The organism is Prevotella mikamonis (assembly GCF_055381405.1).
In genome coordinates this window covers 1,888,250-1,910,780 of sequence record NZ_AP035785.1, presented here as the reverse complement: position 1 = coordinate 1,910,780, position 22,531 = coordinate 1,888,250, and the positions used below count along the sequence as shown (strand labels likewise).

At 48.9% G+C, this 22,531-nt stretch carries 19 protein-coding genes; 5 read left to right on the top strand and 14 right to left on the bottom strand.

The features are described 5' to 3' along the window. Nucleotides 1–81: 81 nt before the first annotated feature. Both ACZ42L_RS08100 and ACZ42L_RS08095 read right to left on the bottom strand, forming a co-directional pair. Nucleotides 82–519 carry a lipocalin-like domain-containing protein gene (locus ACZ42L_RS08100; RefSeq protein WP_464705766.1) on the bottom strand — a complete coding sequence of 146 codons (438 nt, stop codon included), beginning with the start codon at nucleotides 517–519 and terminating at the stop codon, nucleotides 82–84. A gap of 125 nt (nucleotides 520–644) precedes the next feature. Further along, nucleotides 645–932 carry a hypothetical protein gene (locus ACZ42L_RS08095; RefSeq protein WP_464715781.1) on the bottom strand — a complete coding sequence of 96 codons (288 nt, stop codon included), beginning with the start codon at nucleotides 930–932 and terminating at the stop codon, nucleotides 645–647. Between the two features lie 157 nt (nucleotides 933–1,089). Here ACZ42L_RS08095 and ACZ42L_RS08090 point away from each other — a divergent pair, with 157 nt between their 5' ends. Next, the gene (locus ACZ42L_RS08090; protein ID WP_464715780.1) at nucleotides 1,090–2,859 is read left to right on the top strand and encodes an arylsulfatase; all 1,770 of its coding nucleotides are present in this window, start codon (nucleotides 1,090–1,092) and stop codon (nucleotides 2,857–2,859) included. Nucleotides 2,860–3,015: 156 nt separating this feature from the next. Here ACZ42L_RS08090 and ACZ42L_RS08085 read toward each other — a convergent pair whose 3' ends face one another. From ACZ42L_RS08085 to rpmH, 8 genes are all read right to left on the bottom strand, one after another. After that, entirely contained in the window at nucleotides 3,016–4,488 is a 1,473-nt protein-coding gene (locus tag ACZ42L_RS08085) for a TolB family protein (protein ID WP_464715779.1), read from the bottom strand. A 21-nt stretch (nucleotides 4,489–4,509) separates the two neighbouring features. Next, nucleotides 4,510–6,330, bottom strand: coding sequence for a DUF6057 family protein (locus ACZ42L_RS08080; protein WP_464715778.1), 1,821 nt, complete (start codon nucleotides 6,328–6,330; stop codon nucleotides 4,510–4,512). A 41-nt stretch (nucleotides 6,331–6,371) separates the two neighbouring features. Next, nucleotides 6,372–7,034: a NigD1/NigD2 family lipoprotein gene (locus tag ACZ42L_RS08075; protein ID WP_464715777.1), complete on the bottom strand. Its 663-nt coding sequence runs from the start codon at nucleotides 7,032–7,034 to the stop codon at nucleotides 6,372–6,374. A gap of 1 nt (nucleotide 7,035) precedes the next feature. Then, entirely contained in the window at nucleotides 7,036–8,193 is a 1,158-nt protein-coding gene (locus ACZ42L_RS08070; protein ID WP_464715776.1) for an acyltransferase, read from the bottom strand. Nucleotides 8,194–8,233: 40 nt separating this feature from the next. Continuing rightward, nucleotides 8,234–9,232 (bottom strand): D-alanine--D-alanine ligase, encoded by a 999-nt coding sequence (locus ACZ42L_RS08065; RefSeq protein ID WP_464702345.1) that lies wholly within the window; start codon nucleotides 9,230–9,232, stop codon nucleotides 8,234–8,236. 16 nt (nucleotides 9,233–9,248) lie between these two features. Then, complete coding sequence (locus ACZ42L_RS08060; RefSeq protein WP_464715775.1) at nucleotides 9,249–10,316, bottom strand: RluA family pseudouridine synthase; 1,068 nt, start codon at nucleotides 10,314–10,316, stop codon at nucleotides 9,249–9,251. Nucleotides 10,317–10,342: 26 nt separating this feature from the next. Beyond that, on the bottom strand, nucleotides 10,343–11,032 hold the full coding sequence (locus ACZ42L_RS08055; protein ID WP_464702343.1) for a PASTA domain-containing protein: 690 nt from the start codon (nucleotides 11,030–11,032) through the stop codon (nucleotides 10,343–10,345). A 199-nt stretch (nucleotides 11,033–11,231) separates the two neighbouring features. Beyond that, complete coding sequence (gene rpmH / locus ACZ42L_RS08050; protein ID WP_464698035.1) at nucleotides 11,232–11,387, bottom strand: 50S ribosomal protein L34; 156 nt, start codon at nucleotides 11,385–11,387, stop codon at nucleotides 11,232–11,234. 184 nt (nucleotides 11,388–11,571) lie between these two features. Here rpmH and efp point away from each other — a divergent pair, with 184 nt between their 5' ends. The 4 genes from efp (at nucleotide 11,572) to radC (ending at nucleotide 15,666) form a co-directional block, all read left to right on the top strand. Then, nucleotides 11,572–12,138: an elongation factor P gene (gene efp, locus ACZ42L_RS08045; RefSeq protein WP_464698033.1), complete on the top strand. Its 567-nt coding sequence runs from the start codon at nucleotides 11,572–11,574 to the stop codon at nucleotides 12,136–12,138. 92 nt (nucleotides 12,139–12,230) lie between these two features. Continuing rightward, on the top strand, nucleotides 12,231–13,280 hold the full coding sequence (locus ACZ42L_RS08040; RefSeq protein WP_464715774.1) for a glycosyltransferase family 2 protein: 1,050 nt from the start codon (nucleotides 12,231–12,233) through the stop codon (nucleotides 13,278–13,280). A 114-nt stretch (nucleotides 13,281–13,394) separates the two neighbouring features. After that, nucleotides 13,395–14,834, top strand: coding sequence for an ATP-binding protein (locus ACZ42L_RS08035; RefSeq protein WP_464715773.1), 1,440 nt, complete (start codon nucleotides 13,395–13,397; stop codon nucleotides 14,832–14,834). Nucleotides 14,835–14,982: 148 nt separating this feature from the next. Next, nucleotides 14,983–15,666 (top strand): RadC family protein, encoded by a 684-nt coding sequence (gene radC, locus ACZ42L_RS08030; protein ID WP_464715772.1) that lies wholly within the window; start codon nucleotides 14,983–14,985, stop codon nucleotides 15,664–15,666. 256 nt (nucleotides 15,667–15,922) lie between these two features. On the opposite strand, the gene ACZ42L_RS08025 is transcribed toward radC, so the two are convergent. The 4 genes from ACZ42L_RS08025 to ACZ42L_RS08010 form a co-directional block, all read right to left on the bottom strand. Next, entirely contained in the window at nucleotides 15,923–16,474 is a 552-nt protein-coding gene (locus tag ACZ42L_RS08025; RefSeq protein ID WP_464715771.1) for a DUF4369 domain-containing protein, read from the bottom strand. A gap of 81 nt (nucleotides 16,475–16,555) precedes the next feature. Then, nucleotides 16,556–17,398 carry a hypothetical protein gene (locus tag ACZ42L_RS08020; protein ID WP_464698025.1) on the bottom strand — a complete coding sequence of 281 codons (843 nt, stop codon included), beginning with the start codon at nucleotides 17,396–17,398 and terminating at the stop codon, nucleotides 16,556–16,558. Between the two features lie 26 nt (nucleotides 17,399–17,424). Continuing rightward, nucleotides 17,425–19,218 carry a RagB/SusD family nutrient uptake outer membrane protein gene (locus tag ACZ42L_RS08015; protein ID WP_464702339.1) on the bottom strand — a complete coding sequence of 598 codons (1,794 nt, stop codon included), beginning with the start codon at nucleotides 19,216–19,218 and terminating at the stop codon, nucleotides 17,425–17,427. Between the two features lie 12 nt (nucleotides 19,219–19,230). Beyond that, complete coding sequence (locus ACZ42L_RS08010; RefSeq protein WP_464705755.1) at nucleotides 19,231–22,494, bottom strand: SusC/RagA family TonB-linked outer membrane protein; 3,264 nt, start codon at nucleotides 22,492–22,494, stop codon at nucleotides 19,231–19,233. Nucleotides 22,495–22,531: the final 37 nt, after the last annotated feature.

Below are 22,531 nucleotides of genomic sequence, written 5' to 3'. Positions count from 1 at the left end.
GGCGGAGGCTACATTTCGCGGTATTGATTAAAAAGCAAAATCGACGAGATTTCAAAAGTTTGAAGTCTCGTCGATTCCATATTATCTCCTGATTCTTTTCAGTGTCAGTCGTTCCCAACCTTTCAGCTTGCCGGTAAATTGCATCTCTAATACCAATTTTGCATTTGAAATTTCTATCACGGTAAACTCTTCAGCGTCATCCTTGGCTGTGCAGGTGAGTTTGTTGCCGTTCAGCGTCCATTTCATCTTGACTTCTTCTGTGTTTTTCTTTCTTTGGAAAGTTCCGAAGTTATCGGCATTGAAAGTATAAATGCCCCTTGTGTATTCGTGACTTTCTTTAGTCGGTTCTTTCTCGCCTTCAGCCTGGAGTTCAGATTCTTCCCATGTAGTCTGCCATGTGCCTATCAATAGTTCTTTGGTGTTTCCGGGTAGCTCGTCATCATTATTACTGCAAGAAGAGAACACAAAGCTAGTTGCCAGTAAAAGCATGGCAACAGATAGATAGAATAATTTTTTCATTACGTTTATAAATTTATAGTTGAATACAGATAGAGTAAATCACAGAAAACTGTGTTTGTCGGCTGCAAAATTATAAATAATAAATTGTTTTTGATGCAGTTTGGCAGGATAGATTGAGTGATATTTTACATAAAAAATCTAAAGAATATCAATAGTTGTACCCTCTTGTCCCCTCCTTGCTTGGCGTTGTCGGCAAGCATTTTCTTCCCTATTGTGGCTTCAGCTAGTCGTTGTCTACTAGTCAACTTATTCACGCCCAAAAACTGCAAAGCCTCGGCAGCATCGCTGACTGGGCTTGGCAGCAATACTGTTGAGGCTTTGCAGCAATGCTGAAGAGCCGTTGCAGTAATTTCATTCTCAAAAGAGAGTGAGTTCAATCTGGAAGTATTGGATGAGGGTAAGCTATGTTTCATAGATTTTTCTACGGCAGGGCTTTAGCGACTTTTAACGCTCAGGAGATGGGAGAAGTCGGATATTTCTTCTACATTTGTTCTTATAGATGTCTATTCTTTTCTGCTCCTAGGTTGCAGGGGAGAGTGTTGTCATATTATAGAGCCAAGTTGAAGTAGTATGAGAAATAATACCATGTTGCTGTGTGTGCTAGGTGTAGGGGTTGGTAGTATTGAGACCGTTGCTCAGCAGAGATTTCCCAATGTCATTGTCATGCTGTCGGATGATCAAGGCTGGGGCGATTTGGGGTTCACCGGAAACACCTTTGCGCGTACTCCCCACATAGACCGTATTGCTCATGAGGGGACGGTCATGGATAATTTTTATGTTTGTCCGGTATCGTCGCCAACAAGAGCGGAGTTCCTTACGGGGCGCTATCATGTGCGGAGTGGCGTGACTTCTACGACCGGGGGAGGCGAACGTCTGAATGCAGACGAGAAAACGATAGCTGAATATTTCCGTGAGGCAGGCTATGCCACTTCTCTGTTTGGGAAATGGCATAGCGGTACGCAATATCCTTACCATCCGAATGCGAGGGGATTTGAAGAGTTCTACGGCTTCTGTTCCGGCCATTGGGGGACTTACTGGAATCCGTGGTTGGAGCATAATGGAAAGATGGTCAGGGGGAATGGGTTTATTGCGGATGATTTGACAGACAAGGCCCTGGACTATATACGAAACCATCAAGAACGGCCTTTCTTTATGTTCTTGTCGTATAATACTCCACACAGCCCTATGCAAGTGCCTGATGGTTGGTGGAATCGTGTGAAAAACCGCATCTTGACACAGCAGGCTACGAATCCGCAGAAGGAGGATACCACGTTTACAAAAGCAGCCCTGGCACTGGCCGAGAACTTGGATTGGAATATCGGTCGTGTGTTGTCGTTGCTCCGGTCGCTGAATCTGGAGCAGGAGACTATCATAGTCTATCTCTCGGACAACGGACCGAACAGTCATAGGTGGAATGGAGGAATGAAAGGTCGGAAGGGAAGTACGGATGAAGGGGGAGTGCGTTCGCCTTTCTGTATTCGCTGGCCCGGACATATAAGAGCAGGGGCAGTAGAATCTCAGTTGGCTGGTGCTGTCGATTTAGTTCCTACCTTATTGGGATTGGCCAAGGTCGGCTGTAAACCTCTGAAAAAGTTGGATGGGATAGACTGGGGGCAGAGATTGCTGGATGAGAAAGCTCCTGTGGCAGACAGGATTCTGTATAGTTATTGGGATGGGAAGACGAGTGTGCGTACATCCCGTTATATGCTGGATGCCGAAGGGCGCTTGTACCGGACTGATATAGACAGGGGGCAGCAACATGATATTTCGGCTAAAGAGCCGTCTGTTTATGGTCGAATGACTGGTGGCTTGGGTTGGTTTAAAGAGAAGTTGCTGGCTCATTTCCCTCAAGAGGATACCCGTCCGTTTACTATTGGTCATCCTCTGGAAACATATTCAAAGTTGCCTGTCCGCGATGCGACGATAGTAGGGGCAATAGAGCGTTCCAATCGTTATCCCAACTGTTCTTACTTTACTAATTGGAGAAGCGAGCAGGCACGGGTAAGCTGGAATGTGGAGATAGAGGAGTCTGGTTTGTTCGAGGCTTATGTCTATTATACTTGTGATGAGAGAAACGTGGGTTCAATTTTTGAATTGAGTACGAATAGGGATTCGGAGAACCTCGTGTTTACCCTGAATCAGGTAAACGACCAGCCTATGCTCGGTGCAGAATTGGACCGCGTGCCAAGAGAGGAGTCTTATATGAAGGGGTTTGCTCCCTGTCGGGTAGGAAAGATACGGTTGTCTAAAGGCGCTGCAACCTTATCCCTGCGTGCAAAAAAGCTGAAGAACGAGGAAGCCATGAACTTCTGGATGCTGGAGTTGAAACGGGTTCAGTGAGTCTTTTCAGGCTTCAGGGAAATGGGGCTTGCCAAGGAGAAGAAGATAAGGATAGCCCCATATAGCAATAGCTTCCGATAAGCTGAGAATTTCTGGCTTATCGGAAGCTATGTATCATGTCTGTATATGATTTATCGGATAGGCTAAGGCAGGGGTTTACCTCGCCTTGGTCATGACTCTCTCATCGCTGGAAATCTCCTTGGCGGCCTCGCGGGCGTTGAAGTCGACGCGACGTAGGGTGAAGTCGGGTGTATTATAAGAGTCTAATAAGCGGTCGTAGTAGTGGGCCGGATGGCGCTGTGGCAGCAGGAAAGGCTTGGTGGCACGTCCCCTGTCGTCGATACTGCCGATGTAGAGACGGGTGTAGAGACCGTCGCCACGCCGGCTGGTGAAGACAAACCAGTGGGAATTGCGCGTCCAGTTGTGGTACGAGTCGGTGTTGCGGCTGTTGGCAGCGGTGAGTGGCTGCGCTTTCCCAGTGTGCAGATTGAGCAGCCAGTTGTCGGCTTCCCGATGCCAGATGGGGAAGCAGCCATAGTCGGCCATTGTGAACATGATGTATCGTCCGTCGTATGATGGGCGCGGATGAGTGGCACTCTTTCCCATCTGTCGGGCGTTGAAGATGGTGTCTACGCGCTGTCCCAGCTTGCCTGTGGCAGGGTCGAAGTCCACTTTGCATATATTATATTGTATCTGTTTATAACCGCTGGGAATGGGATGGGCCACCGAAGAACAGAAGTAGAGGGAGCGTCCGTCGGGCGAGAACACGGGGTATGTCTCGTAGTGAGAGCGCGTCATGACGAGCGTGTCGAGTAGCAGTTCGTGGGTGGATGGCTTATAGACGAAGATGTCGGAAGCCTGGTCGAATACCTCTATACGCTCGCTGCGCACGGTATGGAAGCTTTGATGGGTCTGATTGGTGCTGTAGGCGCAGTATTGGCCCGATGGATGCCAGTAGGGATAGACCATCGAACCGTGCAGCGTATCGCTCTTAGCCTTGAGCCATTCGCGCTTGCCATTGATGGAGATGAGGGTTGCACCATGACTTCCACGGACGTGGAAAGTAAACTGTGAAGGATTTGTGCCGTTCGACGTGTGGCAGTTGAGGCATGCTCCCGGCACTGCCGTATTCTCGATGATAGGTTCTTCGTCGAAGTTGGAGAGATTGCGCTGGTAGAGTCCCATCTTGCCGTAGACCTCGTATCCCGGTGCAATGCGGCGATAGGTGAGTCCCCATTCGTCGAGCGCATGCTTGCTCACGTACATGTCGAAACTCTTATATTGCTTCCATTGTCCGTCGGTCTTTACGCAGAGAGTGAAGCTGAGGCTGCCTCCACGGTTTGCCTTGAGCAGGCTGTGCCACGCGTCTATGTCGAAGTCTATGCTGTTTCCGTTTTCGTGTATTTGGCCGCTTTTCGAGCCTTTGACTACGATGTCGAGTGCATCGTAGTCTCCTCCGGTATAGTCGAAGTTCATGGGGGCGATGTCCGCTGGTATGGTTACGCCCACGTAGTCGGGGAAGATAGGTGGTAGTTTGCCTGTCTGCTGTGGATTAATGGGGGTGTCAGTGCATCCCGTCATCAATATGACGACGAGCATGCAGTATATGTATGATATGGCTTGTTTCATATTCGTGGTTTTGAATGGGAATCAATAGATGAGCTGCATCTTCTGTTTGCCCTGTTTTTCTTGCTTCTGGCTGTTGATGAGCAGATAGTGCCAGGCATTCGTAGAGAGTGGTGGTTGCGCGAGTTCGGGTGCTTTCGGATTGCGCATGTAGGTGCCGATGAAGTTGAGGGTGTTCTCTACCGTCAGTTTGTCGAGACTGTACGGGATGCCCTCCAGACTGCCATGCTGTTGCAGCCATACACCCACCAAGACCTCTTGGAAGGTTTTGGGTATGTGGGTATAGTCTACGTATTTGCCCAGCGGATAATATTTCATGAAGCGTTCTACATCGCCTTGCAGCAATTCGTAGCACATCAGGTATTCGTAGGCCATTTTGTTCTGGTAGTTGCCTACGAAGAGCAGGCCAAGCATCTGGTCCATCTCGCGGTCGCTGAAGAGGAAATCGGTTTTCTGTTGGCGTGTTGAGCGCAGTTGGGAATAGGGTGGGTTGACCTTCAGGAAATCTTTGTCGGCGATGAGTTGCAGTGTCCATGTGGCCCATTGGCGATAGAAAAGAGACTGTTGCAGACGTCGCAGATATTTGGTGGCAACGGCATATTGCCCGTTGGCTATCTCGCATTCGATGATACGGCGGGTCAGTCGGCCGCTCTTGCGGAAGTTGGGTATGGCCTCTTGCGCTTCGAACATGTAGCGCAAAGCCTCGTTGACCATGCCTAGGCGGAAATAGATTTCGGCCGTAGAAACGGGCGAAGTCATGTCGCGGCTGAATGAGGGGAAGAGGCCTTCGGCACCATTCTGGAAGAAATCGAAGAGACGTTCGGACAGTTGGTCGCGCTGACTGAGGGCCAGATTGACACAGGCTACCGACATCGGTGAAGATGGTTGCCGTTGTGTGGCTTTCTCGATGATAGCGTCCCATTGTTCATTGCGCACAAGGTATTCGTAGTCGATGAGTTCGTATTGTGGTCGGGTGTAGCCGTAAGCAAGTGCCGAACAGCCTGTTGCTGCCACAATGAAGACGGACAATGCCTGCCATATATGGTTCTTTCTTGGCTCGTAGAGGCGACAGGCAAGCAGGGGGATGAATGCCACGAGCGCCATCACTACCCACTGAGCGAGTGGGATGAAAGCTGGGTATCGGTAATAGTTGATACCGCCCATGAGCCGGTACAGGGGGTATTGCAAGCAGTAAGAGAGGGCATAGATGAGGATTGCGGTGCAGGCTAAGACCAGGATAGAGCCTAAAAAACTGATGGGTGTGCCGCTTTTCGTGAGTTCGTAGCCAGCCACGTAGGCGGCTACAATCCACACGGAAGCTCCAAACAGCCAGTAGAAGAGGGGGATGAGAATGAGCAGGAAGATGGTTTTCTGCCATTTTCGAGTAGGGAAAGCGTTGTCGTGGCTTATTGCATGGTAGCCGACTGTGGCGCATAGGGCGGCGATGATGACTATAGAGAAGCTCAGGAGTACGCTCTCGTCGCTCATATAGAACCAAAGTGCAATGGCTGGAATGAAGCTGAGGGCATACCAGGTGGCTGGGCAGCCGAGTCTACGGCATAGTGTCCACGTGAGTCGCTGGGTGGCAGTGTAGCACAAAGCCAGGATGGCTGCGCCGAGAATGGGGATGTAATAGAACTGTACCAGGAACTCGCTGATGTAGTCGGCCAATCCTCCGGGAACGCTGATACGCTCACAGAAGTATTCGGGAGAGAATAAGAAAAGTTGGTATTGTTCTTGGTAACTGAGAATACTAGCGCCGGGTATGTACCAAAATACGAAGGCGCTAAGGGCGAAAAGGCTCGATAAAAGACCTTTCCAATGATGGGTTAGTAGTTGTTTCATATCAATAGCAAGGCTATCATCCGACTCCGTGGTGAGTCTTGTCAGCGGTCGATGAGGAACGAACGGGTTACGACGCCGTTGTATGTGTTCACGGTCAGTCGGATTTGCGTAGTTTTTTTGATGTTGTCAAGCGGTATACTGATGTACTGGCGCACGGTATAGTATTCGGGTACGGCGTTTTGCCGGTGATAGAGACGTAGGTGGATGGTGGGTACACCGGTGTCGTCCGTCGATGTGGAATCGTGCATGACGGACAACACCTGCTTGTTGTCTGCACCGTCTTGCCGGCCTGTTTTCAGTCCTAATTGCAGGTTGATATAGCGTCCGTTGGCACTCATCCATGCACTTTCCATCTTCACTGGGTCGGTAAACACCGTGTCGATGCGTGCTGTCGGTACATAGCTTAACACCGGAACGCGTGCAATCTGGGTGGCCTCTGTGATATGGTCGGTCACTTTGCCGTAGTAGAGTAGGGCACGATAAGTGGAGTCCTGTGTCGTGGCCCAGGGGGCTGTGGCATGTGGACTCAGTCGGAGAGAGTCGCCTTTGTCGGTATGGCAGTAGTCTATCAGGCCTTTGGCTGCGGTATGAGCATCTACGATGTCGGCCTGAAGATACGAGTATCGGCCGTCACCAGTGTCATAGCTGTTGTGTTCGCAAGCTATGAGGAGGGGAATAAGCAGTGCCAACCAGTATTTCGACATATTATTTGAGGGCTGCTAGATAGTTGATGGCAGGGTGGGCATACATCGTCAACAGCCGTTCGCGGAGATAAGCCTCGTCTTTGTTGGGAATGTCTATCTTGGCCAACTGTCCCGCTATGTACTGCTCAAACTGCTGTTGCTGTTCGGCGGTATAGGCGTCGGTATGTTCCTGTGTGCCGCTCAATAGGTCGAGAGCCACATAGTTTACTGGGTAGAGGCGATAATTGCGATGAATCTCATGGTCTATATGGGCGGCGATTTTTTGGTAGAGTTCGGCCTTGGGCATGTCTGCATCGAGGGTAGACAGGAAGTCGTCGATGCAGGGGGCACAATGGAAATGTACGTGTCCCTTGTAGCCCATGATGCCTGTCTGCATGCTGTGCACGTCGTCTTGTGCACTCTTTTTCCATCCTGGCATATCACGTTTCTGCTGGAATTCGGCTGCTTTGAGATAGTCGCATGGATCGTATTCGTAGGAAAGGGAGAGGGGTACGATGTGCATTTGTTTCAGTCTGTCAATGATAGCCCCTTCGCCTCCCATCGTTATCATCTTCAGAATAGCCTCCTGTGTGTGGTCGTTGCTGTCCTTGGCACGTCCCTCGCGCTGGGCTATCCAGATATTCTCATGTTTCTCGGCGATGGCAAAGTGCATGTAATCGGCCAGCCGTTTGCTCGAAAGAAGCATCTGGCGCATGGGCAATCCACGTTCTACAATGAATGATTTGTTCACTCTTACGAGGTCTTTTACCCAAGGCAGAGACAGCAGATTGTCACCAATGGCAATCTCACAGGTAGTTGTAAACTTGGCATCTATCAGGAATATGGACAGAGATGAAGGGTCCATTACGATGTCGCGGTGGTTGCTCATGAACGTATATCGGCGAGTGTTGTCGATTGCCGATGCGTCCATTTCGAAGCCGGTAGCAGTCTTTGTCAGTACGTTTTTGACGAAATCGTAGCTGAAAGCATATTGGAATTCCAAACTGTTTTTACATGCACGCATCTTTTTTCCGATGGCTTCGATAGGCACACCGGGCATGAGGAAGTTCATCACGGCTTGAAATTGCGGATGGGCCAACAATCGGTCGTACACTTCTGGAAGCTCTTCCGGCTCGTAAGGTCGGATGGCATCGAATCTCTTCAGTAGTTCTTTGTCCATGATTCGTGAGATTAAAAGTGAAAGATGATGTCTGTGAGCGTCAGTCGAATTGATTCTCTACGATTTCGCTCAACACCTCTTTAATATCCAATCCGGCGGCGCGCACTTGTTGAGGAATGAAACTTGTAGGTGTCATTCCAGGCGTAGTATTGATTTCGAGCATGTTGATTTTGTCGTTGCCGTTCTGGTCTTTCGAGATGATGTAGTCTATACGAATGATGCCGTTGGCGTGCAGGATGTCGTAGATACGGCTGGTCAACTTGGCTACTTCGGCTGCCGTGGCATCGCTGATGCGTGCCGGTGTAATCTCCTGTACCTGTCCGTTGTACTTGGCATCGTAGTCGAAGAATTCGTTTTTGGTCACGACTTCGGTGGCGGGGAACACCACTGACTTGTCTTTCGTCTTGTAAACGCCTTGCGAAATCTCCGTTCCTTCGAGATAGCTTTCTATCATTACTTCATCGCTCTCCATGAAAGCAACGCGCAAGGCGGGTGCCAACTGGTCTACGTTCTTCACCTTCGATACACCGAAGCTGGAACCATCGGCAGCCGGTTTTACGAAACAAGGCATGCCCAAGCGACGTTCTACCTCGGCTTCATCGCATGTGTCGTCTCGTCGGAGCAGCATACTGTCGGCCACATTGATGCCGTAGGTACTGAGATATTTGTTGAGTACGAATTTGTCGAAGGTCAATGCTTCTACCAATACATTGCTTGTAGAGTAGGGCATACCGATGAGTTCGAAGTATCCCTGCATATATCCATTCTCGCCGGGTTGCCCGTGAATGGTGATATAGGCGTAGTCGAAGCGTGCTGTCTTGCCATCGAGTACGAACGAAAAGTCGTTTTTGTCGATGGGTGCAATGTCTCCATTGTCGAGGTTCACGTGCCAGTCGTTGCCCTTTACGTCGACAATGTAGATGTTGTAACGCTCTTTGTCGAAAAAGGAATAGAGTCCCTGTGCAGAGCGCAGAGATACATCGTGTTCCGATGAATCGCCACCACAGACGATGGCAATCGTTCTCTTTATATTCTCCATATCATCAATTTGTTTTCTATTTTTCTTCAAAAGTATCGGCCGTAGTGCCGTGTACGAAGTGTCTCCATTTCTCTACGAGCATACTCAAATCGTCGGGCCAGTCGCTCGTGAAGTCCATCTGCTCGCCCGTAGTGGGATGTACGAATCCCAGGGTACAGGCATGTAGGGCCTGCCGGTTGCAGATTTTGAAGCAGTTCATGATAAAGGCTTTGTACGTGCTGCTGCGTTGTCCGCGCAGGATTTCGCATCCGCCATAGCGCTCGTCGCCGAAGAGGGGGTGTCCGATGTGCTTCATGTGGGCACGTATCTGGTGGGTTCGGCCAGTCTCCAGGATACATTCTATGAGCGTCACATAGCCAAATCGTTCGATGACACGATAATGCGTCACGGCTGGTTTGCCTATCTCGCTGTCGGGTGCAAGCACCGTCATGCGCAGTCGGTCCTTGGGGTCGCGTGCTATGTTGCCCTCGATACGTCCTTCGTCTTCTACGAAATTGCCCCATACCAGTGCATTGTAGCTGCGGTGAGTGGTTTTGTTGAAGAACTGTTTGCCCAGATTCGACTTGGCGTCGGCAGTCTTTGCCACCACCAGCAGACCGCTGGTATCCTTGTCTATGCGATGTACCAATCCCACTTCAGGGTCGTTGGGGTCGAACGATTCCAAGTCTTTCAGATGCCAGGCCACGGCATTGATGAGTGTGCCGGTGAAATTGCCAGCTCCCGGATGCACCACCATTCCGGCCTCTTTATTGACTACCATCAGTGCGTCGTCTTCATAGACGATGTTCATGGGGATGTCTTCGGCCACGATACTGGTATCGTGTTTCGGCCTGTCGAGCATCAGTGTGACGACGTCAAGCGGTCGGACCTTGTAATTGCTCTTCACCGGTTTGTCGTTTACACGGATGGCGCCGGCCTCGGCTGCTGCCTGTATACGGTTGCGACTGATATACGGATTGCGTTCGGTCAGGTACTTATCTATGCGTACAGGTTCCTGTCCTTTATCTACTTCCACCCTCCAGTGCTCGTAGAGCTGTTGGCCTTCGTCGCTGTCTTCTATCTCGTCTATAATTTCTTCTGTCATGTGTTGCGAAGCTGTTGTCTTGTTAACTACTCTTTGTTGGGCGTCGTTGCGGGTTGTTCCTCTGGCACGGTCACCTCTTGGAACTCGTCCACTTCGCCTTTCTCTTCCTCAAATATAGGGTCGGCACTGGGTTCTATATAGTCTATGGAGTCATCGGCCGAGCGTTGACCGTTGCCCACCAGTATCGTCAGTGAGTCTTCTACCGATATGCGCTGGCCTGTCGTTACATGCTGGCCACGCACAATGATACCGTATACCCAGTCTTTCTCGCCCGCCACATATTGCGGTTCTGTGAGCTTGAATCCCATTGCCGAGAGTTTGGCAATGGCTTCGCGAAGCGAACTGTTGTCTATGACGTCAGGCAAGGCAATGGTAGGTGATTGGAGCGAATTGATAGTTACATAGACGATATGTCCCGACTTCACACGCTCACCGCTTTCGGGCGACTGCTCCAGAATGCAGTCGGCAGGCAGCGACTTCACGTATCCCGTGTCCGTGACCACCATCGTTAGCCCTAGATTGTCGAGCATGTGCTCGGCATCGGTGGCGTTCATGTGTTTGATATTCGGTATCGTGATGGATTCGCCATGATGCGTATAGACATCAAGGCCGTACTTAACACCGAAGCCAAGTGCTGCCACGACGATAATCATGGCCAGGATGTTGCCCCAGAAATAACGGCTTTTGAATTTGTTGACGAATTCAGATGATTTCATCTTGCTTTATGATTGGAATGTTATGCAAAGATAAGTAATTTTTCGATAAACCGTTGTGAATCGGCGAAAAAGTGTGCATACACGCTTCGAGCGTCCCATGCCAGTGCCCTCCCAAACACAACATACCCCCATGAGAAAGATTCCTCAAGGGGGTATGTTGAAGCTCTTTGTAGAAAAAGAACTTAAATCTGTTCACAGTTTATTTGCCGTGATGCTCGCTTGAAACGGTGAGTTTCTTACGTCCACGTGCGCGGCGAGCGGCCAATACGCGACGACCATTCTTCGTTGACATTCTCTCGCGGAAGCCGTGCTTGTTCACTCTTCTTCTGTTGTGAGGCTGAAATGTTCTTTTCATTTTAGTTCTATTTTATTATTATTTGTTTCTTCGCTTTGGGCTGCAAAAGTACTCATAATTTTCGAAATGACAAAGAAATAGACTAATTTTCAGCTACTTTCGAGCGTATTTTGTATTTTATTCGTAACTTTGCAAGCGATTTCAGACATATATTTGAACGTGTAAATTATATAATAAAACAAATATGATCAATTCACAGGAAATTAAAATCGGAACTTGCATCCGTATGGATGGTAAGATTTGGACATGTATCGACTTTCAGCATGTAAAGCCTGGAAAGGGCAATACGGTGATGCGCACAAAGCTGAAAAATGTTTCTGACGGCCGCGTGTTGGAGCGTACCTTCCAGGTAGGATTCAAGTTGGAGGATGTACGTGTTGAGCGTCGCCCCTATCAGTATCTGTATCAAGACCCTACAGGTTACATCTTTATGAATCAGGAGACTTTCGAGCAGATTCCTATTGCCAAGGAAGGTATTGAGGGTGTAGACTTTATGAAGGAAGGTGACGTGGTAGAAGTCGTTACAGATACCACAGACGGCACTATCCTGTCTGCTGAAATGCCTGTCAAGACCGTACTCCGTATCACTCATTCAGAGCCGGGTATCAAGGGCAACACAGCTACCAACGCTACCAAGCCGGCTACACTGGAGACAGGTGCTGAGGTTCGTGTACCGTTGTTTATCAATGAGGGCGACCTGATTCAGGTCGACACACGCGACGGAAGTTACCTGAACCGCGTAAACGAATAATATTTTTTCAGGGCAAAGAGATTCTTGTCGTCTCCCAGGCGGAGGCAGAGTCTCTTTGCCTTTTCTGTTTCTTATAAAAGCCTGTCTGCTACATGAAATACTCTGTTATCGTACCTGTATTCAATCGTCCCGATGAAGTGAGCGAACTTTTGGAAAGTCTTACCCATCAGACCGTAACCGATTTTGAAGTCGTCATTGTAGAAGATGGCTCGCAAGTGCCTTGTAAGGAGGTGTGCGATGCGTATGCCGACCGACTCAATCTGCATTATTATGCGAAGACAAACAGTGGTCCGGGGCAGAGCCGGAACTATGGAGCGAGTGTGGCTCAGGGCGAATATCTGCTGATTCTCGATAGCGATGTAGTGTTGCCCGACGGGTATATGAAGGCCGTCGATGACGAATTGAAGTGTGTGCCGGCCGATGCTTTCGGCGGCCCCGACTGTGCACACGATTCTTTTACGCCGGTTCAGAAAGCCATTTCCTACAGCATGACCTCTTTCTTCACCACCGGCGGTATTCGTGGTGGTAAGAAAAAGCTCGACAAATTCTATCCCCGCTCATTCAATATGGGTATTCGCAGCGATGTATATCGCGACCTTGGAGGATTCTCCAATATGCGTTTTGGCGAAGATATAGACTTCAGCATCCGTATTTTCAAGGGTGGCTACCGTTGCAGGTTGTTCCCCGAAGCGTGGGTGTGGCACAAACGCCGTACCGATTTCGTAAAGTTCTGGCGGCAGGTATATAATAGTGGTATCGCGCGTATCAATTTATATAAGAAATATCCAGATTCGCTGAAGCTCGTCCATCTGCTCCCGATGGTATTTACGGTGGGTGTATTTCTGTTGCTGATATTGGGCATTATCGGTATGGTCAATCTCGTATTCGGGCAGACCGACATGCAGCATGCAGTCGGATTTTGGGCCTGTACTTTTGCTGCGATTCCTCTGTTGCTCTACTCCCTGCTTCTTTTTGTCGATTCTACATTGCAAAACAAGAGTCTCCGTGTAGGTGGATTGTCCGTCATTGCAGCCTTTATTCAACTCATGGGCTACGGTTGTGGATTCCTCGAAGCTACATGGAAGCGCATCGTACTGCGCAAGGACGAGTTCAGTGCATACGAGAAGAACTTCTATAATTGATAATTGAAGGTTGAGAATTATGATATGTTCTGTGGGGAGCAGATTTTGAACTTCGTAAATCAATAGATGCGATTGATGGAGTGCTTGATTAATAGTTAGATTAATATATATAATATGAATTGGAAAGAAAATGCTATAAAGATACTGAAGGACAGTCTTTATCCTATTCCGTCTGAGTTAAACGAGCTGGATTGGAAGAGCGGCTTGTCTGACAAGACAGAACGCCTGGCTCAGCATCTTTCTGCCTTTGCCAATTTGAAGGGTGGTGGTATTCTTGTCTATGGTGTTCATAATGATGGTACATGTTTCGATATATCGAAGGAAGAAATAGATAAAATAGTTCAAACTTTAGGAAATATTGCCCAAAATAATTTAGTTTATTCAATTCCTATTGAACATTCCGTCATGGATTTTGAAGGACATTCTATACTTTTTATCTATATTCCTGAGCAGAGCGATAAACCAGTTCATTTGCGTGGAAAAGATATTTATGCATCATATTGTCGTTCTGCCGGCCAGACTGTAAAGATGTCTAGGAATCAGGTAAAAGCGCTGATAGCAACTTCTCAGGGTATAACTTTTGAGCAGCAGATAGCCAAAGAGAACTTGACAAAAGAAGAAGTTCTTCAATTACTGAATTACAAGGCACTGTATCGTTTGCTTGATAAAAACATTCCACAATCTACTGATGCAATAATTGAAAGGCTTGACGATTACCATCTTTGCAAACAAGTGGAAACAACATGGAGTATAACGAATCTTGGTGCTGTCCTTTTTGCAAACAGTCTCTTGGACTTCCCTAATATGACAGGACATGAAGTTATTGTACGCAAATATATTGGCACGAATAATCGCCAACAAGAATTTGAACAGCATGGAGTTTATGGATATGCAGTTGGATTTGAAGGATTGGTTGATTTCATAATGCGTAACACTAGCAGCGAGCAAATTGAGGTAAAAAGGGATACAGTCCCCACTTATCCAAGAGTTGCTGTGAGGGAATTTGTTGCAAACGCTCTGGTCCATCAGGATTTTGGTATAACGGGTATGCCTGTTACTATTGAGATTTTTTCCAATAGACTCTCTATAACAAATGCTGGTGCTACACTAAATGACATTAATCGTTTGATAGATTTGCCACCACAATCAAGAAATGAACAGTTGGCACAGATGATGTTTACACTTGGTATATGTGAACGGCGTGGAAGCGGTATAGATAGGGCTATTGAGGCTATTGAGAAAATGTTTCTACCTCCTGTTAAATTTACAAAAAGCGAACAGCATACAAGAATCTTCATGTATCCGCAGAAAAATCTTAAAGACATGACTAAGCAAGAGAAAATATCTGCTTGTTATCAGCACGCATGTTTGAAGTATGAAGACGGAGAAAAAATAAACAATCAATCGGTAAGAGAGAGGTTTGAATTGTCGAAAAATGATTCATCTGTGGCATCTCGTATCATATCAGACACATTGGAAGCTGGCTTAATAAAACCAGCGGATAGAGAAACTGCATCAAAAAAGTATATGACATATATTCCTTTTTACGGATAAGTCTTATTTGCAGAGTAAATCCTATTTTGGCGTAAATTGTTGATAATCAGTGTGTTGTTATTTTACAACTAAGTCACGAGCATATAGATGGTGGTGTTCAATATATCATAATCCTCACTTATCCATTCTCAATTAATAATTAACAACCATGAAACTCAATATCAATGAATGGGCCGAAGAGGACCGTCCGCGCGAAAAACTGCTTGCACGCGGAGCTGAGAACCTGACCGATGCCGAGCTGTTGGCCATTTTGATAGGGTCGGGTTCGGTACACGAGAGTGCCGTCGATTTGATGAAACGCGTGCTGAAAGACTGCGGTAACAACCTCAATGCGCTGGGCAAGAAGACCGTGGCCGACCTGATGGGCTACAACGGGATAGGCGAAGCCAAGGCCATTACCATTCTGGCTGCTTGCGAATTGGGCAAGCGAAGGGCGCGCGAGAAAGCCGTGGAGCGTGCCGACCTGGGCAGTGCGACAGCTATCTATAACTATATGCACACGCTCATGCAAGACCTGGATGTGGAAGAAGCATGGGTGTTGCTCATGAATCAGAACTATAAACTCATCAAGGCACAGCGTATCAGTCATGGAGGTATCAATGAAACGGCAGTCGATGTGCGTATCATCATGAAGGAGGCCATTCTCTGCAATGCCACCATTCTGGCCCTGACTCATAATCATCCGAGCAATAATACGATGCCCAGCCGCGTGGACGACGAGTTGACGCAACGCGTCAGGAAGGCTTGCGAGCTGATGCGCATCTACTTTCTCGACCATGTAATCGTTGTCGACGGGGCTTACTATAGCTATCGGGAAGAAGGTAGACTGTGACTTTTAAATTCCAGTGAAGTCGCAAGATGAAAGTACCTGCCCACTCGCATCTTTTCAACTAAAAAACTGCAAAGCCTTGACAGCGTTGCTGCAAGGCCGTAACAGGAATGCTGCCTAGCCTAGGCAGCGAGTGTGCCCAGCCCTTGCAGTATTTGAACGTTTTTAAGTTCTTGAGTTTTTAGTTGCCGGTTGTCGGGTAGGCAGCATGTTATAAGGCTCTTGGCCCTTGTATAGAGTGGGGCAAGAGCAGCATCAATCAGAGATATTGTTGAAAGAATTTGCCTGCCGTCGAACCTGCATGTTTCTTCACGGCTGCTTTCATGAATCGGTAGAAAGCCGAGTCGGCTGCGTCGGCCTGCTGTTTAAGTAGGGCGATGCTGTCTTTCGGAGCATGCCGCATGTTGGCCGAAAGGTAGCGGTTGGAGGCTTTATTGCGTCGTATGGTGATGTCTTTCCACAGTTGCATCAGATGGTTTTGGGGTGTACCGGCAGTGGTACTGTTGGTATCGAGATGCACTTTGATGACACCGGGTTCGGTTACCACGAGCAGTTCCTGGGCTTGCATGCGCTGGCGGATGGGCAGTCGGATGATGCTCACACGCTCGGTATCGCCCTCGAAGACGAACTTGCCGTTGTGTGCGTAGGTGGAATCTACGTTTCCCCAGTTAGCCCCGGTCATGGGGACAAGATAGATTTTCTGTCCGTCGGCTATACCTGCTGTCACCGTACCTTCTATTCTGTAGCGCGGTTTGCTGCCACAACTGAAGAGCAATAGCAGGAGGACGGGAAGTAAAGTCAATATCTTCATGGCTTCTTGTGTAGTTCTTAAAAAAGCCCCGACCGTATGAACCGTTCGGGGCTTTCGCCTAAATACTCATATCCCAAAACTCTATTTCTTCTTGAAATTCCAGAACCATGCAGCTCCCCAGTCGCCTGCTCCGGGTTCAGGAGCGCAGAGACGCAGTTCCTTTCCGTCGGCTTTGAGAACCTGATAGACGTACTGGCGGGCATTGCCTTGATTGGTCAGAACACCTAGCAGTGGTATCGTACCAGTGAATGTGAGCGTACCGATGTCCCAACCGTCTTTGACTTTGGTGCTGGTAGCGCTGACGCTTCCCGTCTCACCGCGACTGGTCTTGACACCACCTGCGCCCAGGCCCATCGAGAACCAGCCGTCGAGGCCGTCTTTTTCGAGTCCCTTGTCTTTGGCCTGGGTATTTATTTCACTGGCTTGTACTTTCCACCAGTCTGGTCCGGTAGACTCCATGTAGCCACCGTTACCCCAAACTCCTTCGGGAGCGGCTTCGTTCCAAGTGTAGGTATAAGAGGTGAAACCACCCTTGCCATCGCCAAAGAGCGTGGTAAGAATTGGGTCGAGGTCGGTGAATTCCTTCACGTCGATAGCCTTAGGTTCCGACTTTGCCACCGAGCGATCGAAGCCTGTCACTTGTACATAGTATTTCACCGTACGGGCAGGGGGCAATACCTGTACCTTCACAGAAGTACCACTACCTACCATTTCGTTGGTCTCGGCATCGTACACATAGATGTAGCGAGTGGGTGATGTGGTGACGGTGAGGTTGTTGTTGCCTTCCTTCTTAGCTGTAATCTGAACTTCCTTGGACAGTTGTTCGGAAGTGACATTGGCTGCCGGACTCTCATCATCCTGCTGTGGAGTGCAAGATGCCATCATGAAAGTCAGTAGCGCAGCTGCAAATAATATCTTTTTCATATTTCTATTTCTTTTTGATGAGTGAATTATTTCCAACCCTGATATTCAGAGGTGTTGTCAGTCCAGCCTGCATTCTGGGTTACACTACCCAGCGAAACCTGACTCTCCGGCATCTTCTGGAAACCAGCCGTAGCATTGTAGCGCTCTACGTAGCCACCGTTGTGAGCAACGTTCTTGTCGGGAGCTCCACAATAGTAGATGGGCTGATTGGTCTGTCTTGCCAACATCTCGGCTGCATTGTGCCAGCGACGGAGGTCGTTCCAGCGTGTGCCTTCGAATGCCAACTCCCATCGACGCTCGTTTTGCAGCGCCTTGAGAGAGTAAGAGCCGATAGGCTTCAAGCCTGCACGGTCGCGCACTTTGTTGATACCAGCAACGTCTTCCTTCAACTCGCTCTGCATCAGAAGCACGTCGGCGAAACGAATCAATACGAGGTCGTGGATGTTGCCCAGCTGGAAGTTGTTGTTGCCCTGTATCCAGTTGGATGGTCCGTACATCAAGCTCTCAAAGCAGCTCAGGTAAGGTACGGCGTTAGAACCGGTCGTGGGGAAGGCTTCTTCGTAAGAACCGTCGTTCTTGGCAGATACCGGAGATGTCTTCTTGGCATAGAAGTCGGTCTCCTGAACGAAGTCGGCCCATCCACCCTTTGTATATTTCGGCAGTTCGTTCACGTTCTGAACAGATGCGTCACGGCGTATGTCGGTGGGTTCAGCAGTATCCCAGTCGCTTACCAAGTTGGGAGCTACAGGACCTGCACCCCATCCTTGTCCGAAGGGGAAGGTATTGCCCAGTTCCTGTCCACCGCGTATACCGAAGTGCAATGCCATTCCGTTGGCATAGCCAATGGTCGTAGCCCAGTCGGCACGCTTGTTGAACTTGATGGCAAACATTGACTCAGGATTGATGGCGTTGTCGTCTTCAGCCCACTTCAGGCCTTTGCCCTTGGTGTAGGCATAGTCTTCCTTGGTCTTGTTGTTGGAGTATGCCCAGAGGTTGCGATAGTCGGAAACCAATGAGTAGCCAGACTGGTTGACGCATTCGTCGATACATGCTATCACCTGTGCCTTGGTCAGCGTAGTGCCGTTAGGCAAAGCCACTTCGGTCAGCGGTTTGTAGGTTTTGCTGGTCAGCTCGGCAATGCTTGTACCGTTTCCGTAGAAACCTGTGTAGAACAACCATGCACGTCCCAACATGGCGCTGGCTGTATAGCGGTCAACGTGACCGTTGGTCAGGCGCTGTTTAGGCATGGTAGTGGCTGCTGTGTACAGGTCTTGGAGAATTTGTCCCCACAGTACTTTCACGTCGCCCGGTGTCACTGTCTCTCCCGAAGGAGCGGTCATCAATGGCACGTTGCCGTACATAGATGCCAGTTCGTAGTGATAGAAGGCACGGAGGAAGAGGGCTTCGCCCATGATCTGTACCTTGCTTTCTTCGTCCAACTTGGTATTTGGAATAGAAGATATCAGTGTATTGGCGCGGTTGATGCCTTGGTAACGCTGACTCCAGAAGTCTTTCGTCATGTCGGCATTGTAGTTACAGATAAGGTCGAGAGCCTGCATCATCTTGTCGTTGACACCGCCACCGCCCAGCTGATCGTCGCTGGCCAGGTTTGAATAGTACAAGAATGACTCTTGAGGATTGGCCATCACTGCATTGAGGTTCTCATAGATACCGGCCAAGGCTGCTGTAGCATCGCTCGATTTTGCAGGGAAGTTCTCTGTAGACAACTCCGTCATGTTCTGGACATTGTCAATATCACACGAGGTGAATGTCCCTGCTACCATCAGAAGCGAGCCTATGATATATGATATTCTTTTCATTGTTGTTTCGATTTAGAATTTAACATTGACACCAACCAGGAATGTACGGGGTTGTGGGTAGTTGCCTACGTCAACACCTGTTACCCAAGGTTCTGCACCATTGAGGGCCATACCGTTCTCAGGATCCATACCCTTGTAATTGGTAATGGTAAACAGGTTCTGGGCTGCGAAGTAGAGGCGGAGCTGTGAGAAGGGACATGCCTTCCAGCTCTTTGCAAAGTCGTAACCTACAGTGAGGTTCTGCAAGCGGAAGTAGCCGGAATTGTCTACATAGATGTCAGATACTTGCTGCCAGTTAGGACCTGTGTTCATGCGGGCCAAGAGTGGGTATCTGTTAGATGTACCTTCGCCGGTCCAGTAGCTATATACTTCAGAAGTATAGTTCTCCTGCTCACCGTCGGTGAACTTACGGTATGATCTTGCTACCTGTTGTCCAAGTGCTGCATAGCCTGTAACGGCAAAGTCAAATCCCTTATAGCCTACGTTCAGGCTCAGACCCATCGTTACATCAGGAGTGGGGTTGCCCAGATTAGTCTTGTCTTCAGCGTTGATGACACCGTCACTGTTGGTATCTACGAACTTCAGGTCGCCCGGCTTCAAGCCTGTTCCCTGCAAGGTCTTGCTGGCATCGCCGCCAGTATTCTTGGCGATGTAAGCCTCTAGGTCGCTCTGGTTCTGGATGACACCTTCTGTCTTATAGCCGTAGAAGTAACCGATGGGGAATCCTTCTTCGAAGCGAGCCATGATACCTGTGTTCTGTGCGAGGTTATCGTTACCACCCTCATTGTACTTGCGAGTGCTGTTAACCTTTATAACTTTGTTGTTGTTATAAGCGATGTTATAGTTCACGCCATAGGTAAAGTCTGTGCCAACCTTGTCTTGCCAGTTCAGACCAAGTTCGATACCGGTGTTGCGAACAGTACCAGCGTTCTGCAATTGGTCGTCGAAACCGGTCGTAGCTGCTACCGGAACTCTCAACAACAAGTCTTTGGTCTTCTTGTAATACCAGTCGAAGTTCACGTTCAAACGCTGGTTCAGGAAGCGGGCATCAAGACCTACGTTAGTCTGTTCTGATGTCTCCCATGTCAATTCAGGGTTGGCCAAACGCGATGGAGAGGCTCCTGATGTGTAGCTGTCTTTGTTGTTATTGAACGAATAGTTAGACTTAGCATCGAATGCGAAGGTTGCTTGATAAGCGAAGTTGTCTACGATGTTCTTGTTACCATTCTGTCCCCAGCTGGCACGAAGCTTCAAGTAGTCCATCCAACTGCGTGTAGACTCCATGAACTTCTCGTTGCTTACAACCCATCCGGCAGATACAGAGGGGAAGTAACCCCAACGATGTCCGGGAGCGAAGATAGAAGAACCGTCGGCACGGAAGATGGCTGTCAGCATGTAGGTCTCGTTGTAGTCGTAGTTGATACGGCCGAAGTAAGACAGACCACGTGAGTCGCCGTAAGGTTTACCGTCTACAGTAGCCTTACCGCCTCTGTCGTTAGTCAGATACAGATAAGCATGACGGAAGTCGCCAAAGACACTGGTGGTAGAAATAGCACTGATGTCTTCGCCAAAGGTAGGCTTTGATTCGCCGTATTCCATACCTGCCAATACGTCGAGGTGATGGATCTTGTTCAGGTCGAACTTATAGCTGACGGTGTGGGTACTGCTCCATCCCCAACCGAGTCCGGCTTGCTGTGTAACCTGGTCTGTGGTACGTTTCATACCTGCGGTATTCTCGTTTGCGTTGAAGTTAGGCAGGAAAGAACGGTATGACCATGAACTCTGGTTATAGTTGATTTGTCCGCGATAAACCAAATTCTTGATGGGCTGAATCTCGTAGTAGCCCACTGCTGAGATATTGAAACCACGGCTCTTGTTGTTAGCACCTTGTGAGTTCTGTAATACGTAGAAAGGGTTTACGGTATAAGAGTTGTAGGTGTACCATCCGTCAGTTCCCGAATTCTTCAGGTCGTCGTTGCCGAAATAGTTGCCGTCAGCGTTGTACAGAGGCACTAATGGGTTGGCACGGAGCATGTCGGAAATCGTGTTTCCATACTGGTTGCCAATCTGGATACCCTGATTCTCGCGATGGTTGTAGTATACATTTTCACCCACTTTCACTACATCGAGTCCCTTGCTGTTGCGGTAGATGACGTGTTCGGAGTTCAGGCGCAGTGTGAAACGGCGGTAATCGCTCTTGGCAACGTCGCCACCGAATACACCATCTTGATACTGATAGCCTAGACCTGTGCTGAATCTGGAGCGGTCTGTACCTCCGGTAATATTGATGGCGTGGCTTGTGGTGACTGCATTCTTGTTGCGCAAGAGGTCGAGCCAGTTTGTACCTTTGTTCGTTCCGTTGTTGTAAGCTTCCAAGAGGTCGGCGTCAATAAACTTACTCCAGTTCCAAGGTTCTACTCCGCTGTTGTTTCTTACGAGGTCCTGCACCTGCATGTATTCCTTGGCTGTCAGCAAGTCGGGCATGCGATATACGTTCTGCCAACCGATGTTGCCGTCGTAGCTTACCTGTACCTTACCTTCCTTACCCTGGCGTGTGGTCACCAGAATGACACCGTTGGCAGCGGCAGAACCGTAGATGGCTGCCGAAGCAGCATCTTTCAGCACGTCGATACGCTCGATGTCGGCAGGGTTGAGGTTGTTGATGTCACCACCGGCCACACCGTCGATTACGTAGAGAGGCTTGGTATCACCATTGGTACCTGCACCGCGGATGGTTACCTTGAATCCATCGCCTGGCCTACCCGATACGGCCTGGATATTGACACCGGGACTCATGCTCTGCAATGCGCCCAATGCCTGGGTGGTATTGAGCTTCTGTACATCCGTTCCTTTCACTTCGACGGTAGCACCCGTAACCAGTTTCTTCTTCTGTACACCATAACCTACGACTACCACTTCGTCGAGACTGGTGTCTTCCGCCTGAAGTGTAAGCGAGATATTTGATTGGTTTCCTACTTGGATTTCCTGCGTCTTGTAGCCGATATAGCTGATGACGAGGGTTGCACCCGGTTTCACATTGATGCTGAAATTGCCGTCGAGGTCGGTAACAGCACCGTTGGTAGTACCTTTCTCCAGTACGGTTGCGCCGATAACGGGTCCTTGAGAATCTACGATGTGACCGGTAACTTTCTTGGCCTGTTGCACCTCATTGACAGAGGAATTAGGCAAAGTAGCCAACGCTTGTGGTGAGTAGGTGAGCCCTAATGTGGCACAAGCACCCATGACCAAAGCTGTCTTTCTAAAATGAAGAGTCATACTTTTAGGTATTTTCTATAGGTTAAACGTTTAATAG

Excerpts from the sequence above, each read along its gene's own strand:
- ACZ42L_RS08100 (WP_464705766.1), bottom strand. The coding sequence starts at position 519 with ATGAAAAAATTATTCTATCTATCTGTTGCCATGCTTTTACTGGCAACT.
- ACZ42L_RS08095 (WP_464715781.1), bottom strand. The coding sequence starts at position 932 with ATGAAACATAGCTTACCCTCATCCAATACTTCCAGATTGAACTCACTC.
- ACZ42L_RS08090 (WP_464715780.1), top strand. The coding sequence starts at position 1,090 with ATGAGAAATAATACCATGTTGCTGTGTGTGCTAGGTGTAGGGGTTGGT.
- ACZ42L_RS08085 (WP_464715779.1), bottom strand. The coding sequence starts at position 4,488 with ATGAAACAAGCCATATCATACATATACTGCATGCTCGTCGTCATATTG.
- ACZ42L_RS08080 (WP_464715778.1), bottom strand. The coding sequence starts at position 6,330 with ATGAAACAACTACTAACCCATCATTGGAAAGGTCTTTTATCGAGCCTT.
- ACZ42L_RS08075 (WP_464715777.1), bottom strand. The coding sequence starts at position 7,034 with ATGTCGAAATACTGGTTGGCACTGCTTATTCCCCTCCTCATAGCTTGC.
- ACZ42L_RS08070 (WP_464715776.1), bottom strand. The coding sequence starts at position 8,193 with ATGGACAAAGAACTACTGAAGAGATTCGATGCCATCCGACCTTACGAG.
- ACZ42L_RS08065 (WP_464702345.1), bottom strand. The coding sequence starts at position 9,232 with ATGGAGAATATAAAGAGAACGATTGCCATCGTCTGTGGTGGCGATTCA.
- ACZ42L_RS08060 (WP_464715775.1), bottom strand. The coding sequence starts at position 10,316 with ATGACAGAAGAAATTATAGACGAGATAGAAGACAGCGACGAAGGCCAA.
- ACZ42L_RS08055 (WP_464702343.1), bottom strand. The coding sequence starts at position 11,032 with ATGAAATCATCTGAATTCGTCAACAAATTCAAAAGCCGTTATTTCTGG.
- rpmH (WP_464698035.1), bottom strand. The coding sequence starts at position 11,387 with ATGAAAAGAACATTTCAGCCTCACAACAGAAGAAGAGTGAACAAGCAC.
- efp (WP_464698033.1), top strand. The coding sequence starts at position 11,572 with ATGATCAATTCACAGGAAATTAAAATCGGAACTTGCATCCGTATGGAT.
- ACZ42L_RS08040 (WP_464715774.1), top strand. The coding sequence starts at position 12,231 with ATGAAATACTCTGTTATCGTACCTGTATTCAATCGTCCCGATGAAGTG.
- ACZ42L_RS08035 (WP_464715773.1), top strand. The coding sequence starts at position 13,395 with ATGAATTGGAAAGAAAATGCTATAAAGATACTGAAGGACAGTCTTTAT.
- radC (WP_464715772.1), top strand. The coding sequence starts at position 14,983 with ATGAAACTCAATATCAATGAATGGGCCGAAGAGGACCGTCCGCGCGAA.
- ACZ42L_RS08025 (WP_464715771.1), bottom strand. The coding sequence starts at position 16,474 with ATGAAGATATTGACTTTACTTCCCGTCCTCCTGCTATTGCTCTTCAGT.
- ACZ42L_RS08020 (WP_464698025.1), bottom strand. The coding sequence starts at position 17,398 with ATGAAAAAGATATTATTTGCAGCTGCGCTACTGACTTTCATGATGGCA.
- ACZ42L_RS08015 (WP_464702339.1), bottom strand. The coding sequence starts at position 19,218 with ATGAAAAGAATATCATATATCATAGGCTCGCTTCTGATGGTAGCAGGG.
- ACZ42L_RS08010 (WP_464705755.1), bottom strand. The coding sequence starts at position 22,494 with ATGACTCTTCATTTTAGAAAGACAGCTTTGGTCATGGGTGCTTGTGCC.